The organism is Streptomyces sp. NPDC029139, from assembly GCF_055564335.1.
Window position 1 is genome coordinate 26692 of record NZ_JBVHWN010000015.1, and the last position, 15055, is coordinate 41746.

13 protein-coding genes are annotated in these 15055 nt (G+C 71.4%); 10 read left to right on the forward strand and 3 right to left on the reverse strand.

Annotated elements, in window-relative coordinates; translation table 11 throughout:
- Positions 1–73 precede the first annotated feature (73 nt).
- Complete coding sequence (locus ACZ4VW_RS27335; RefSeq protein ID WP_467966870.1) at positions 74–799, reverse strand: exonuclease domain-containing protein; 726 nt, start codon at positions 797–799, stop codon at positions 74–76.
- A 120-nt stretch (positions 800–919) separates the two neighbouring features.
- On the opposite strand from ACZ4VW_RS27335, the gene ACZ4VW_RS27340 reads away from it, so the two are divergent.
- The 4 genes from ACZ4VW_RS27340 to ACZ4VW_RS27355 all read left to right on the forward strand — a co-directional run bounded on the left by ACZ4VW_RS27340 (position 920) and on the right by ACZ4VW_RS27355 (position 5670).
- On the forward strand, positions 920–1495 hold the full coding sequence (locus tag ACZ4VW_RS27340; protein ID WP_467966872.1) for a DUF4365 domain-containing protein: 576 nt from the start codon (positions 920–922) through the stop codon (positions 1493–1495).
- On the forward strand, positions 1495–2766 hold the full coding sequence (locus ACZ4VW_RS27345) for a hypothetical protein (protein WP_467966874.1): 1272 nt from the start codon (positions 1495–1497) through the stop codon (positions 2764–2766). Before ACZ4VW_RS27340 ends, ACZ4VW_RS27345 begins: the two co-directional genes overlap by 1 nt.
- Positions 2767–2987: 221 nt before the next feature.
- Positions 2988–4964, forward strand: a complete 1977-nt coding sequence (gene thrS, locus ACZ4VW_RS27350; protein WP_467966876.1) for a threonine--tRNA ligase — start codon at positions 2988–2990, stop codon at positions 4962–4964.
- A 133-nt stretch (positions 4965–5097) separates the two neighbouring features.
- Complete coding sequence (locus tag ACZ4VW_RS27355) at positions 5098–5670, forward strand: HIT family protein (RefSeq protein ID WP_467966878.1); 573 nt, start codon at positions 5098–5100, stop codon at positions 5668–5670.
- Positions 5671–5710: 40 nt separating this feature from the next.
- Here the strand turns inward: ACZ4VW_RS27355 and ACZ4VW_RS27360 are convergent, their stop codons facing one another.
- Positions 5711–7366 carry a hypothetical protein gene (locus ACZ4VW_RS27360; RefSeq protein WP_467966880.1) on the reverse strand — a complete coding sequence of 552 codons (1656 nt, stop codon included), beginning with the start codon at positions 7364–7366 and terminating at the stop codon, positions 5711–5713.
- A 183-nt stretch (positions 7367–7549) separates the two neighbouring features.
- Positions 7550–9757 (reverse strand): elongation factor G-like protein EF-G2, encoded by a 2208-nt coding sequence (locus ACZ4VW_RS27365; RefSeq protein ID WP_467966882.1) that lies wholly within the window; start codon positions 9755–9757, stop codon positions 7550–7552.
- 208 nt (positions 9758–9965) lie between these two features.
- On the opposite strand from ACZ4VW_RS27365, the gene pgsA reads away from it, so the two are divergent.
- The 6 genes from pgsA (at position 9966) to pdxS (ending at position 15054) form a co-directional block, all read left to right on the forward strand.
- The gene (gene pgsA, locus ACZ4VW_RS27370) at positions 9966–10682 is read left to right on the forward strand and encodes a phosphatidylinositol phosphate synthase (RefSeq protein WP_467967078.1); all 717 of its coding nucleotides are present in this window, start codon (positions 9966–9968) and stop codon (positions 10680–10682) included.
- Between the two features lie 14 nt (positions 10683–10696).
- The gene (locus ACZ4VW_RS27375) at positions 10697–11605 is read left to right on the forward strand and encodes a phosphatidylinositol mannoside acyltransferase (RefSeq protein ID WP_467967080.1); all 909 of its coding nucleotides are present in this window, start codon (positions 10697–10699) and stop codon (positions 11603–11605) included.
- Entirely contained in the window at positions 11602–12762 is a 1161-nt protein-coding gene (locus tag ACZ4VW_RS27380; RefSeq protein WP_467966884.1) for a glycosyltransferase family 4 protein, read from the forward strand. The genes ACZ4VW_RS27375 and ACZ4VW_RS27380 overlap by 4 nt, the downstream gene beginning before the upstream one ends.
- 52 nt (positions 12763–12814) lie before the next feature.
- Positions 12815–13450: an N-acyl homoserine lactonase family protein gene (locus ACZ4VW_RS27385; protein ID WP_467966886.1), complete on the forward strand. Its 636-nt coding sequence runs from the start codon at positions 12815–12817 to the stop codon at positions 13448–13450.
- Positions 13451–13461: 11 nt separating this feature from the next.
- A complete protein-coding gene (locus ACZ4VW_RS27390; protein WP_467966888.1) occupies positions 13462–14004 on the forward strand; it encodes a hypothetical protein in 543 nt (180 codons plus the stop codon).
- A gap of 126 nt (positions 14005–14130) precedes the next feature.
- On the forward strand, positions 14131–15054 hold the full coding sequence (gene pdxS / locus ACZ4VW_RS27395; RefSeq protein WP_467966890.1) for a pyridoxal 5'-phosphate synthase lyase subunit PdxS: 924 nt from the start codon (positions 14131–14133) through the stop codon (positions 15052–15054).
- Position 15055 lies beyond the last annotated feature (1 nt).

Here is a 15055-nt window from a genome sequence, read left to right on the forward strand (position 1 = left end):
CGGGAGAGGCCGGTCCGTCGAAAGACGGACCGGCCTTCCGCATTCCCGGCCCCGCGCTCCCCGGCCCGCCGCCTCATGCCGCCGTGCGCAGCTCCGGGCGGAGCGGCCACGCCGGATCGACCAGCTCCGGCGTCCCGTTGCGCGTGAACCACGCCTGGAGGCCCCGCGCCTGCGCCGCGTGCCACACCGCCTGCAGGGTGTGCAGCTCCGCCGGTGACAGCCGCTCCAGCCGGGACGCGAAACGCCGCGCCACCGCCCGTACGACATCCAGCGCCGCCGTCGCGTCCGCCGCCGCGTCGTGCGCGTCGTCCAACTCCACGCCGTACTGCGCGCACAGATCCGTCAGCGTCCGGCGGCCCTTGCGATAGCGGTCCAGATGCTTGTCGAGCACGCGCGGATCCAGCACGCACAGCGACGCGTTCTCCATGTACCGCCCCAGCGAGGAGGCGCGGTGGCGGCGCAGCTCGCGGTCCAGGATCGTCAGATCGAACGGCGCGTTCATCACCACCAGCGGCCGGCCCGCCGCACACTGCTCGGCGAGCGCCCGCCCCAACTCCTCCATCACGGGCGCGGGCCAGCGACCGTGCAGCTGCAGATGTCGATCCGTCAGACCGTGGACCGCCGTGGCCTCGGCGGGCACCGGAACCCCGGGATTGACCAGCCAGCGTGTCACCCGAGGCCGCCCGCCGGCCGTGTCCTGGACGACGAGGGCGGCCGAGACGATCCGGTCCTCCTCGACGTCGACTCCCGTGGTTTCCGTGTCGAATGCGGCCAGGGGCCCTTCGTACCAGTGCGTCATCCCCGAACTCCTCGCACCTCTGGGGCAGATGGCGATCCCCCTGCCCGAATCGGTGATACCCGGGCTGTTTGCGCCGTACGCCGACCGGTGACAACACAACTGACGGGGAAGGAAATTGACATGGCGCTCGCCCAGCCCGAATCGGGAGGGCTGCCGCCCCAACAGGCAGCACCGCTGCGCGGCTCGCTCGCCACCACCGCCTGCATGGAGACGCTCCAGGTCGGGTATCTCCACGCGGTCGCGGCGGCGGCGGGCTGCTCGCTGTCGCAGCCGTTTCCGGACAACGGCATCGACTGGCACGTGAGCCACAGCGCTCCCGGCCACACCGTCGACGACGAAGTGACCATCAAGGTGCAGCTCAAGTGCACCTATCAACTACCACCGCGGCCGCACGGTCCCGCGTCCGCGACGTTCTCGTTCACCCTCGACAACGACCATCTGGTGAAGCTGGCGCGGACCCCCGTCGCGGTGCACAAGATCCTGGTCGTGATGATCGTGCCGCGGGACCGGGAGGACTGGCTGCGGGCCGGCCACGACCGGCTCGACCTGCGGCACTGCTGCTACTGGATCAACCTGGCCGGACACCCGGTCACGGGACGGCGCAGGACGACCGTGCGCATACCGACGGCACGGATCTTCGACGACCGGGCGCTCTGCGAGATCATGACCCGGGTCGGCGTGGGAGGGAGACCTTGATGCACCGGCCGATCGAGGAACCAGGAGGCGGGAGCGGTCACGGCCCCTCCCTGCCGTCGTTCCGCCCGCACCCCACGCCCGGCGAGGTGCCCGGCGGCCCCTGGGCCGGGAGCGGGGGCGCACCGGACCCCGGACGCGTCGACCCGCTCGTCCTCGGCGCGCTCCTCGCCCGCCACGGCTGGCGACGGCGCGGCGGGGCCGCGGGCCGCTACAGCCGCTGGACCCCACCGGGACCCGTCGGGGCGACCGGCGGCACGAGCCTGCTCGTGCCCGAGAGCCGCGCCTTCCCCGACTGCGAGGACCTGCTCGACGAGGCGCTCACCGCCCTCCGGCGCAGCGCGGCGCCGTCCGCGCGGGACGTCCTGGTCGGACTGACCGTGCCCAGCGACGAGATCCGCTGGTGGCGCGACGTGGCGCCCGGCCCCGCGGGCACGGTTCCCTGGACGGTCCAGGAACAATTCAGGTCGGCCGCCCGCCGGCTCCTGCTCGCCGGGGCGCTCGCCGTCCGCGGCCGTGCCGGGTACTACGGCGCCAGGCACCGCCGCCAGGCCGAGGCGTCCCTCGAGGCGGTGGTCGTGGGGGCGGACCCGGGCGGCCGGGGCCTGACCGCGTTCGTCCCCGTCGACCCGGGCCGGCCGATCGCCGTACGGCTCTATCACGCGCTCTACGCGGCCCGGGAGGCCACCGACTACCAGCGGGCCACGGGCGGCATGGAGGCCTTCGACGCCGCCGTGGAGGCCGGGGTGAGCCGCGAACTCACCGAGGCCCTCGTCGCGCTGGTGCGGGGCACCGAGGGCGCCCGGATCGCGCTGGAGTGGGCGCCCGCGGCCGGGACCCCGGAGGGGTGCGCGGCACGGCCCGAGCCCGTGGAGTTCTCGGCGGGCGACCTGCCCGCGCTGCGCGAGGCCGGCGCCCGCTACCTGGCCGACGAGCCGTCCCTCCCGGTGCGGATCACCGGCGTCGTCGTCCGGATGCGCCGCTCGGGCCCGCGCGGCGAGGGAACCGTCCGGCTGCGGGTCCTGGCCGGCGTGGAGGTGCCGCACGTGAGGGTGACCCTGGACGAGGAGTCGTACCGCACGGCCGGCCACGCCCACCTCGTGGGAGTGCCGATCCGGGTCGTCGGGCGGCTGGAGAGCCGAGGGGGCTTCCGGCGGCTGACCGATGCCTCCGGCGTCGTACCGGTGCAGGTCGACGAGGCGGAGCGGGACCGGCTGATGAAGTCCCTCCACGAGAACCTCGACTTCTTCGAGGAGGCGTGCGGGGGCGACTGACCGCGCGGCGGGGCCGCCTGGACACGCGGCGCCGCGGCCGGACCGGGCCGGTCACCGGGAGCGGGCCCGCGGAGAGGCCGCGCGGGGCTCCCGGCCGTCAATCGTTTCGCGGCCGGGGGCCCCGGCTCGGTACGATCGACGCGACGCGGCACCTCGTCTCTGCCGCGCACCGTCGGCGCCGGCACTTCGTGTCTGCCTGCGCCCCTATGGAAAGAGCATCTGTGTCTGAAGTCCGTGTGACCGTCCAGTCCGCCTCAGGATCCGAGGAACGGGCGGTGAGCGCGGGCACCACGGCCGGCGCCCTCTTCGCCGACGACCGGTCCGTCATCGCCGCCCGCGTCGGCGGCGAGCTGAGGGACCTCTCGTACGAGCTCGCCGAGGGAGACCTTGTCGAGGGCGTCGAGATCTCCTCCGAGGACGGCCTGAACATCCTGCGCCACTCCACCGCGCACGTCATGGCCCAGGCCGTGCAGGAACTCTTCCCCGAGGCCAAGCTGGGCATCGGCCCGCCGGTCCGGGACGGCTTCTACTACGACTTCGACGTCGAGAAGCCGTTCACCCCCGAGGATCTCAAGGCCATCGAGAAGAAGATGCAGGAGATCCAGAAGCGGGGGCAGAGGTTCGCCCGCCGCGTGGTGACCGACGAGGCCGCCCGCGAGGAGCTCGCGGACGAGCCGTACAAGCTGGAGCTCATCGGCATCAAGGGCTCCGCGTCGACCGACGACGGCGCGAACGTCGAGGTGGGCGGCGGCGAGCTGACCATCTACGACAACCTCGACGCCAAGACCGGCGAGCTGTGCTGGAAGGACCTCTGCCGCGGTCCGCACCTGCCCACCACCCGGAACATCCCGGCCTTCAAGCTGATGCGCAACGCCGCCGCCTACTGGCGCGGCAGCGAGAAGAACCCGATGCTCCAGCGCATCTACGGCACCGCCTGGCCGTCGAAGGACGAGCTGAAGGCCCACCTCGACTTCCTCGCCGAGGCCGAGAAGCGCGACCACCGCAAGCTCGGCAACGAGCTCGACCTCTTCTCCGTCCCGGACGAGATCGGCTCCGGCCTCGCCGTCTTCCACCCCAAGGGCGGCATCATCCGCCGGGTCATGGAGGACTACTCGCGCAAGCGCCACGAGGAGGAGGGCTACGAGTTCGTCTACTCGCCGCACGCCACCAAGGGCAAGCTGTTCGAGAAGTCGGGCCACCTCGACTGGTACGCCGAGGGCATGTACCCCCCCATGCAGCTCGACGAGGGCGTGGACTACTACCTCAAGCCCATGAACTGCCCGATGCACAACCTGATCTTCGACGCGCGCGGCCGTTCCTACCGTGAACTGCCGCTGCGCCTCTTCGAGTTCGGCACCGTGTACCGGTACGAGAAGTCCGGCGTCGTGCACGGCCTGACCCGTGCCCGGGGCTTCACCCAGGACGACGCGCACATCTACTGCACCAAGGAGCAGATGGCGGAGGAGCTCGACAAGACCCTCACCTTCGTCCTGAACCTGCTGCGCGACTACGGTCTGACCGACTTCTACCTGGAGCTGTCCACCAAGGACCCGGAGAAGTTCGTCGGCTCGGACGAGGTCTGGGAGGAGGCCACCGCGGTCCTCCAGCAGGTGGCCGAGAAGCAGGGCCTCCCGCTCACCCCCGACCCGGGCGGTGCCGCGTTCTACGGCCCGAAGATCTCCGTGCAGGCGCGCGACGCCATCGGCCGCACCTGGCAGATGTCGACCGTGCAGCTCGACTTCAACCTGCCGGAGCGCTTCGACCTGGAGTACACCGGCCCGGACGGCACCAAGCAGCGCCCGGTCATGATCCACCGCGCGCTGTTCGGTTCCATCGAGCGCTTCTTCGCGGTGCTGCTCGAGCACTACGCGGGTGCCATGCCGCCGTGGCTGGCCCCCGTGCAGGCGACCGGCATCCCGATCGGTGACGCGCACATCCCGTATCTGCAGGAGTTCGCCGCCAAGGCGAAGAAGCGGGGCCTGCGGGTCGAGGTCGACGCCTCGTCCGACCGGATGCAGAAGAAGATCCGTAACGCCCAGAAGCAGAAGGTCCCGTTCATGATCATCGCGGGTGACGAGGACATGGCCGCGGGCGCCGTCTCCTTCCGTTACCGCGACGGTTCGCAGGAGAACGGCATCCCGGCCGACGAGGCCATCGCCAAGATCGCCAAGATCGTCGAGGACCGCGTCCAGGTCTGACCGGACGTGTTCAGGAGGCCCCCGGGGAAACCCCGGGGGCCTCTCCTCGTCCTCCCGCCCGGAGATCCGGAGCGGGGCCTCAAGGGCCCCGTGAGCATCGCCCCGGCCATACGGTCCGAACGGGCGAAGCAATATGCTGCACAGCATGACGATTGAGCCGGAGCAGCAGATCGGAGTCGGGACGCAGGACGCGTTCCAGCGCCTGTGGACGCCTCACCGGATGGCGTACATCCAGGGCGAGAACAAGCCGACCGGGCCAGGGGCCGAGGACGGCTGTCCCTTCTGCTCGATCCCGGCGAAGTCGGACGTGGACGGGCTGGTGATCGCGCGCGGCGAGCACGTGTACGCCGTGCTGAATCTCTACCCGTACAACGGCGGACACCTGATGGTCGTGCCGTACCGCCACGTCGCCGACTACACGGGTCTGGACGCGGCGGAGACGGCCGAGCTGGGCGAGTTCACCAAGCGGGCGATGATCGCGCTGCGGGCCGCCTCCGGCGCCCACGGTTTCAACATCGGCATGAACCAGGGCTCGGTCGCCGGTGCCGGCATCGCCGCCCATCTGCACCAGCACGTGGTGCCCCGCTGGGGCGGCGACACCAACTTCATGCCGGTCGTCGGCCACACCAAGGTGCTGCCGCAGCTCCTCGCCGACACCCGCGCGATGCTCGCGGACGCCTGGCCGGCGACCTCCGAGCCGGCCTAGCCGGCGGGGCCGGCCTGGGCCGGCCCCGACGCCCTCGCCCTCACGCGTCGTAGACGTCGGCCTTCTTCGGGCCTGGGTCCTGGATGGATCCGCTCAGCACCAGCGAGCGGTTGGTGAAGCGCTCCGTGTCCACGCCGTGCTCGTCGAGCACCTTGATCGTCGCGGCGTGGACGGCGCGCATCACGGGGGTCGCCGTGCGGATGGCGTCGTCGGCCATGAAGCGGTGCCGCCAGGGCTGGGCGGCCCAGGCGTGCCGCAGGCCGAACGGCTCCGGCAGGACCAGCTTGCCGCCGAGGAAGTCCAGGACCGGCGGGAACCAGGTCAGCGGGGCGCGGACGGCCTTGCTGACGATGTCGTCGTCCTCCAGGATCGGCAGCTGGATCTCCCGCGTCTCCCAGAACCGTACGGTCTTGGAGACCTCCTTGGTCCTCGCCTTGGGCTTGGTCGTGAACAGCGAGTGCACCGGGCCCAGCGCGTGGCCGGTGACCTCCACCCGCAGCGTGTGGTGCAGCGAGGTCACCGTGATCATCATGGTGAGAACCAGCTGGCCGTCCCAGAGCGTGAACTGCACCCCCAGGTAGTGGCGGTTTCCGGCACCGAACTGCTGGTCGTTGCAGATGCGCTGTATCTCGTGCGGCTTCACCTGGAAGTGGACGATGTTGTCGCCCTCGGGGCGGGCGACCTCGTCGGCGCCCTCACCCACGGGGGAGACGATCCAGTGCTTGACGGTCGGCTTGGGGAAGCCGGTCTTGAGGGAGCCGCGCTCCAGGAGCGTGAGCTCGTCGTGGATCTTGCGTACGACGTCCCAGGCGCGGAAGGCGTGGATCTCGCGGCCCTCCTTGGGGATCAGTTCCTCGGCGAGCGTCCAACTGCCCCACCGCGTACCCATGCCCAGTATTCCCTTGGGGCCGGCGTAGAAGACGATGTTGGACTGCTGCTCGGCGGTGAGCTTCTCCAGGTTCTGGCGGAGGTCCTCGGCCGCCTTCTCCGTCGGGTCCTGGGGGACGGCCTCCGGCACCATGGCGCCGATGCCGCCCCCGCTGAGCAGGGCGCCCCAGCGCTCCCGCAGATCCTTGGCCGTGGACTCGCAGATGCGCTTGGCGAGGAACCAGCCGACGACCGGGGCGATGATCATGGCCCGGAGGTAGATCGACAGCAGCCCGCCGAACGGAAGCTTGATCAGGAAGAGCAGGGCGAGGAATCCGACGGCGATCAGGAACGCCGTGCCGATCGCACTCGTGCGCTTGTTCTCCGTGCCCGCGAGCATGCGGCGCAGCTGGATGACGCCGAGCCAGAGCAGCAGCCCGGGCAGGAAGACGACGCCGAAGACCAGGGTGACCAGGGTCAGCTTGACGTCGCGCTGCTTGCGGATTCCCGTGGCCGCCAGGCAGTGCTCGACCACGGGCCGCGAGTCGGTACCGAAGGACTGGATGAGCGCCTTGCGGGCGCCACCGAGCGTCCGCACCTGGACCGCCCGCGAGAAGGCCTCGCCGAGGTCCGGACGGAAGAGCTTCCACCGGGCTTCGGTGACCTTGGACTGGTGCCATTCGTTGTTGGCGTCCAGGATCGCTTCGACCTTGCCGTCGCGGTACGCGGCGGAGGCCAGGGCATGGGTCGCCGCCGTCTGTCCGTCCGAGCCCTGGAGGGGAACCTGAGCCCCGGGTCCGAAACTGCCGATCGTCACTGATGCCCCCATCGCCGCGTGCCCGCGTGGTTCACCGCGTATCCCTCTGCGGCCTTTTCCCAACTACCGCGCCCCGCACACCTGCTGAGCTGGGCACCACAGCGTAACCGGGTACCGGTGGATGCGTCACGAGTCGGCCGAATGCCGCCCGTCGGAGGGGAGTCGACGGACGGCATTCGGCGGTCCGGAAGATGACTAAGATCCCCTTTCCGCCTTTTCGCGTATCTTGTTGGCGAGTTGGGGCGGCATCGCCTCATGGCGGGCGTACGTACGGTCGAAGCGGCCGGTGCCGTGCGAGACGGAGCGGAGGTCGATCGCGTACCGGCCGATCTCGATCTCGGGGACCTCGGCGCGGACCAACGTCCGCCCCGAACCCGCCTGTTCGGTACCGACGACCCGGCCGCGCCGCCCGGAGAGGTCGCTCATCACCGGCCCCACGTACTCGTCCTGGACGAGCACCTGGACCTCGGCGACCGGCTCCAGGAGCTGGATGCTCGCCTCGGCCGCCGCCTCGCGCAGCGCGAGGGCGCCGGCCGTCTGGAAGGCGGCGTCGGAGGAGTCGACCGAGTGGGCCTTGCCGTCGCGCAGCGTGATCCGCACGTCGACCAGTGGGTAACCGGCGGCGACGCCGCGCGCGGCCTGGGCGCGAACACCCTTCTCGACCGAGGGGATGAACTGGCGCGGAACCGCCCCGCCCACCACCTTGTCGACGAACTCGATGCCGCTGCCCGGCGGAAGCGGCTCGACGTCGATCTCGCAGATCGCGTACTGGCCGTGGCCACCGGACTGTTTGACGTGCCGGCCCCGCCCGGCCGACGGGCCGCCGAAGGTCTCACGGAGCGCCACCTTGTGCGGGACGGCGTCGACCTGGACCCCGTACCGGTTGCGCAGCCGCTCCAGGGCCACGTCCCGGTGGGCCTCGCCGAGACACCACAGAACGACCTGATGGGTGTCCTGGTTCTGCTCCAGGCGCATGGTCGGATCCTCGGCGACGAGCCGGGCGAGCCCCTGGGAGAGCCGGTCCTCGTCGGCCTTGCTGTGGGCCTCGATCGCGAGCGGCAGCAGCGGATCGGGCATCGTCCAGGGCTCCATCAGGAGCGGATCGTCCTTGGCGGAGAGGGTGTCGCCGGTCTCCGCGCGGCCGAGCTTGGCGACGCAGGCGAGGTCGCCCGCGATGCACCGGTTGAGCGTGCGCTGCTGCTTGCCGAAGGGCGCGGTCAGCGCCCCGACCCGCTCGTCGACATCATGGTCCTCATGGCCACGGTCGGCCAGTCCGTGCCCCGAGACGTGGACGGTCTCGTCCGGTCGCAGGGTGCCCGAGAAGACCCGGACCAGCGAGATCCGGCCGACGTAGGGGTCGGAGGCGGTCTTCACGACCTCCGCGACGAGCGGGCCTTCGGGGTCGCAGGTGACCGGCGGCCGCGGGACGCCGTCGGGCGTGGTGACGGCGGGCGCCTCGCGCTCCAGCGGAGTGGGGAAGCCGCCGGTGATCAGTTCCAGCAGCTCGACGGTGCCGAGACCCTGCTTCGCGCCGTTCGCGGCGGGCGCCGCGGCCAGCACGGGATGGAAGGTGCCGCGGGCGACGGCCTTCTCCAGGTCGTCGATGAGCGTCTTGATGTCGATCTGCTCGCCACCGAGATAGCGGTCCATGAGGGTCTCGTCCTCGCTCTCGGCGATGATCCCCTCGATCAGCCGGCCGCGGGCCTCCGCGATCAGCGCCTGCTGGCCGTCGTCCGGCGCGTTCTCCTGGCGTACGCCCGTGGAGTAGTCGAAGATCCGCTCCGAGAGCAGCCCCACCAGGCCGGTGGCCGGAGCGTGCCCGTCCGGTGCCTCGGCGCCGTGGACGGGGAGGTAGAGGGGGAGCACGGCGTCGGGGTCGTCGCCGCCGAAGATCGAGGCGCAGACGGAGGTCAGCTCGTCGAAGCCGGTGCGGGCGGTGTCCAGGTGAGTGACCACGATGGCGCGGGGCATGCCGACGGCCGCGCACTCCTCCCAGACCATGCGGGTCGACCCGGCGATCGCGTCGGCCTCCTGGGCGGCCGAGACGACGAAGAGGGCCGCGTCCGCCGCGCGCAGACCGGCCCTGAGCTCCCCGACGAAGTCGGCGTATCCCGGTGTGTCGAGGAGATTGATCTTGCATCCGCCCCATTCGAGCGGGACGAGGGAGAGCTGGACGGAACGTTGCTGGCGGTGCTCGATCTCGTCGTGGTCGGAGACCGTCCCGCCGTCCTCGACCCGGCCGGCCCGGTTGACCGCCCCGGCGGTCAGCGCCAGCGCCTCGACGAGGGTCGTCTTTCCCGATCCGCTGTGGCCGACCAGCACCACGTTCCGTATGTCCGCGGGCCGGTCGGCCGTCGGAGCCCTGCCGGCGGCCCCGGAGTGTGCGTGCGCCTTGTCGCCCATGGTGTTCCTCCCGATCGCTTGCACCGCTCGCTGCGCGGTGCGGCGGGGCGCGGGCGCGGGGGAGTCGGCGCGGGAGGGGATCGCGTGCAGCTCCGGCGATGCCCGCGGTGGTCCTTCGAGCTTTGCACCGTCGTCAGGGCCCGTCCATACGTCGTGCACGACGCGACGGGCGGGTGGCCGACGGTGCGCCGGGGTGGGCCTGGCTACGATGGGCAGGCCGGTGGCCAGAGGGGCCGCGCGGCCACCGAACGTCGGGAAGGCCATGCTGAACAAGTACGCGCGTGCATTTTTTACGCGTGTCCTCACACCGTTCGCCGCGTTTCTGCTCCGCCGGGGCGTCAGCCCCGACGCGGTGACGCTCATCGGCACGGCCGGGGTGATGGCGGGTGCGCTGGTCTTCTTCCCCCGGGGAGAGTTCTTCTGGGGCACGATCGTCATCACCCTTTTCGTCTTCTCCGACCTCGTCGACGGCAACATGGCCCGGCAGGCCGGGATCTCCAGCCGCTGGGGCGCGTTCCTCGACTCGACCCTGGACCGGGTCGCCGACGGCGCCATCTTCGGCGGCTTCGCGCTCTGGTACGCGGGTACGGGCGACGACAACGTGCTGTGCGCCGTCTCCATCTTCTGCCTGGCCAGCGGCCAGGTCGTCTCGTACACCAAGGCACGCGGTGAATCGATCGGCCTGCCGGTGGCCGTCAACGGCCTGGTGGAACGGGCCGAGCGGCTCGTGATCTCGCTGGTCGCGGCCGGGCTCGCCGGACTGCACGGGTTCGGAGTGCCCGGTGTCGACGTCCTGCTGCCGATCGCGCTGTGGATCGTCGCCGTGGGCTCCGCGGTGACGCTGGGGCAGCGGGTGGTGACGGTACGGCGGGAGTCGGCCGAGGCCGACGCGGCCGCCGCACCGGGGAACGAGGCGACGTCATGAGTGGCGCGAGCGGCATGAAGGACCGGCTGACCGACGGGCTGTACGGGCTCGGCTGGGCCACCGTGAAGAAGCTGCCGGAGCCCGTGGCGGCCGGGCTCGGGCGGCGGATCGCCGACATCGCCTGGAAGCGGCGCGGCGCGAGCGTGCTGCGCCTTGAGTCCAACCTCGCGCGCGTGGTCCCCGACGCCGGCCCCGAGCGGCTCGCCGAACTGTCGAAGGCCGGGATGCGCTCGTACATGCGGTACTGGATGGAGTCCTTCCGGCTGCCGACCTGGAGCAAGGAACGGGTCGACAGCGGTATCGACATCAAGGACATCCACCGCATCGAGGACGGCCTCGCCTCGGGGCGCGGCGTCATCGCCGCCCTGCCGCACCTGGCGAACTGGGACCTCGCGGGCGTGTGGGTGACCCGCTCGCTCGGCGTGCCCTTCACCACGGTCGCGGAGCGGCTCAAGCCGGAGACGCTGTTCGACCGGTTCGTCGCCTACCGCGAGTCGCTGGGCATGGAGGTCCTGCCGCACACCGGCGGCGCCGCCTTCGGCACGCTGGCGAGGCGGCTGCGCGCCGGCGGCCTGATCTGTCTGGTCGCCGACCGAGACCTGTCCGCCTCCGGCACGGAGGTCACCTTCTTCGGCGAGACGGCGCGGATGCCGGCCGGTCCGGCCATGCTCGCCCAGCAGACGGGCGCCCTGCTGCTGCCCGTGACCCTCTGGTACGACGACACCCCGGTGATGAAGGGGCGCGTGCACGCGCCCGTCGACGTACCCGAGACAGGTACGCGTGCGGAGAAGACGTCCGTGATGACCCAGGCGCTGGCCGATGCCTTCGCCGGCGGAATCGCGGACCATCCGGAGGACTGGCACATGCTGCAACGACTGTGGCTCGCCGACCTGGAGGAGCGCGGGGAGGGGGTCCGCGCGTGAAGATCGGAATCGTCTGCCCGTACTCCTGGGACGTGCCGGGCGGCGTCCAGTTCCACATCCGGGACCTCGCCGAGCACCTGGTCCGGCTCGGCCACGAGGTGTCCGTCCTCGCGCCCGCCGACGACGAGACGCCGCTGCCGCCGTACGTCGTCTCGGCCGGCCGCGCCGTGCCCGTGCCCTACAACGGTTCCGTGGCACGCCTGAACTTCGGTTTCCTCTCCGCGGCGCGCGTGCGGCGCTGGCTGCACGACGGCACCTTCGACGTCATCCACATCCACGAGCCGGCCTCGCCCTCGCTCGGCCTGCTGAGTTGCTGGGCGGCGCAGGGACCGATCGTGGCGACCTTCCACACCTCCAACCCCCGCTCGCGCGCGATGATCGCGGCGTACCCGATCCTGCAGCCCGCCCTGGAGAAGATCAGCGCCCGGATCGCGGTGAGCGAGTACGCCCGGCGGACCCTGGTCGAGCACCTGGGCGGTGACGCCGTCGTCATCCCCAACGGCGTCGACGTGGACTTCTTCGCGCGGGCCGAGCCGAAGGCGGAATGGCAGGGCGCCACCCTGGGGTTCATCGGGCGGATCGACGAGCCGAGGAAGGGCCTGCCGGTCCTGATGAAGGCCCTCCCGAAGATCCTCGCCGAGCTGCCGGAGACCCGGCTGCTGGTCGCCGGGCGCGGCGACGAGGAGGAGGCGGTGGCCTCGTTGCCGCAGGAGATGCGGTCGCGCGTCGAGTTCCTCGGCATGGTCAGCGACGAGGACAAGGCACGGCTGCTGCGCAGCGTCGACGTCTACGTGGCACCGAACACCGGTGGCGAGAGCTTCGGGATCATCCTCGTCGAGGCGCTGTCGGCCGGAGCGCCGGTCCTCGCCTCCGACCTGGACGCCTTCGCCCAGGTCCTGGACCAGGGCGCGGCGGGGGAGCTGTTCGCCAACGAGGACGCGAACGCCCTGGCCGACGCGGCGATCCGGCTGCTCGGCGACGAGACGCGCCGCGAGGAGCTGCGCAAGCGCGGCAGCGCGCACGTGCGGCGCTTCGACTGGACGACGGTGGGCGCCGACATCCTCGCGGTCTACGAGACGGTGACCGACGGCGCGGCCTCGGTGGCGACCGACGAACGCACGGGCCTGCGGGCGAGGTTCGGGCTGGCGCGCGACTGACCGCGCGGCGGTGGCGGTGCCGCTCCCGCCGTGTGGTGGGCATGCTGAGGGAATGACCTCCATCGAGTTACTGGACCTCGGTCACTTCGTCCGCCCCGCCGAGGAGTGGGGCGGCCCCCACGCGCGAGTGGAGCCCGTACTCGCCTACCTCGTCCGGCACGCGCGCGGGGCGCTGCTCTTCGACACCGGCATGGGAACCGGCTGCGCGGAGACGGACGCGCACTACCAACCCACCCGCCACGCCCTCCCCGTGGGGCCCGAGGACGTCGATCTCGTCGTCAACTGCCACCTCCACTTCGACCACATCGGCGGCAACCAGCTCTTTCCCGACACCCCCGTCCTCGTCCAGCGCAAGGAACTGGCCACCGCCCGCGCCGGCGGCTACACCCTCGAGTGGCTGCTCGACGGAGTCCGGTACCAGGAGATCGACGGCGAGTACGAGATCGCGCCCGGGATCACGGTCGTCCCCACGCCCGGGCACACCGAGGGCCATCAGTCCCTGGTGGTGGACCACGGCGATTACGTCACCGTGCTCGCGGGGCAGGCGTGCGACGTCGCGGCCGAGTTCGGCGTCCCCCACCGCCCCTGGCTCGACCGGCTCGCGGAGCTCGCCGCCGGGCGGCCCGCACGCGTCCGGTTCGCCCATGACCGTGCCCTCCGGGAGGGTGTGCTGCCGGTGCGACGGTAGCCTGTGCGCCCGTGACCGAAACCCTGATCTGGACCGTCGTCGCGCTGATCGCGATCGGCCTGTACCTCAGCTGGACCGCCGGCCGGCTCGACCGTCTCCACGCGCGGATCGACGCGGCCCGCGCCGCCCTCGACGCCCAGTTGCTCCGCAGGGCCTCGGTCGCCCAGGAACTGGCCACCTCCGGAATCCTCGACCCGGCCGCCTCCATCGTGCTCTACGAGGCCGCGCACGCCGCCCGGCAGGCCGAGGAGGACCACCGGGAGGTCGCCGAGAGCGACCTGAGCCAGGCGCTGCGCGCCGTCTTCGGTGAGCCCGAGCAGGTCGAGGTCGTACGGGAGACCCCCGGCGGGGACGAGGCCGCCGGCGAGCTCGCGGCCGCCGTCCGCAGGGTGCCGATGGCCCGCAGGTTCCACAACGACGCCGTGCGGGCCGCCCGCGCCCTGCGCCGCCACCGCACGGTGCGCTGGTTCCGGCTCGCCGGCCACGCCCCGTTCCCGCTGGCCTTCGAAATGGACGACGAGCCGCCGGTGGCCCTTGCCGATCGCCCGACCTGATCCCGATCACCTGCGAAAACAGCGAAAACGATCCACCGGCTCCACATTGGCCCTTGATGTGGACTGGTGGTGGCCTGTTTCCTCACTGTTGTCTGAACATCGCTTTCCCCCGAGTGAGGTCCCCCCGTGTCCACCACGCTTCCCACCAGCACCCAGTCTGCAGAGTCCTCGGCGATCGGCACCTCGCGAGTCAAGCGCGGCATGGCCGAGCAGCTCAAGGGCGGCGTGATCATGGACGTGGTCAACGCCGAGCAGGCGAAGATCGCCGAGGACGCCGGCGCCGTCGCCGTCATGGCCCTGGAGCGGGTCCCCGCCGACATCCGCAAGGACGGCGGCGTCGCCCGTATGTCCGACCCGAACATGATCGAAGAGATCATCGGCGCCGTCTCCATCCCGGTCATGGCCAAGTCCCGCATCGGCCACTTCGTCGAGGCCCAGGTCCTGCAGTCCCTCGGTGTCGACTACATCGACGAGTCCGAGGTCCTCACCCCGGCCGACGAGGTCAACCACTCCGACAAGTGGGCCTTCACGACCCCCTTCGTCTGTGGCGCCACCAACCTGGGCGAGGCCCTGCGCCGCATCGCCGAGGGCGCGGCCATGATCCGCTCGAAGGGCGAGGCCGGCACCGGCAACGTCGTCGAGGCGGTCCGCCACCTGCGCCAGATCAAGAACGAGATCGCCCGCCTGCGCGGCTACGACAACAACGAGCTCTTCGCCGCCGCCAAGGAGCTGCGTGCCCCGTACGAGCTCGTCAAGGAGGTCGCCGAGCTCGGCAAGCTCCCCGTCGTGCTGTTCTCCGCGGGTGGCGTCGCCACCCCCGCCGACGCCGCGCTGATGCGCCAGCTCGGCGCCGAGGGCGTCTTCGTGGGCTCCGGCATCTTCAAGTCGGGCGACCCGGCCAAGCGCGCCGCCGCCATCGTGAAGGCCACCACCTTCTACGACGACCCGAAGATCATCGCGGACGCCTCCCGCAACCTCGGCGAGGCCATGGTCGGCATCAACTGCGACACCCTCCCCGAGTCCGAGCGCTACGCCAACCGCGGCTGGTAAT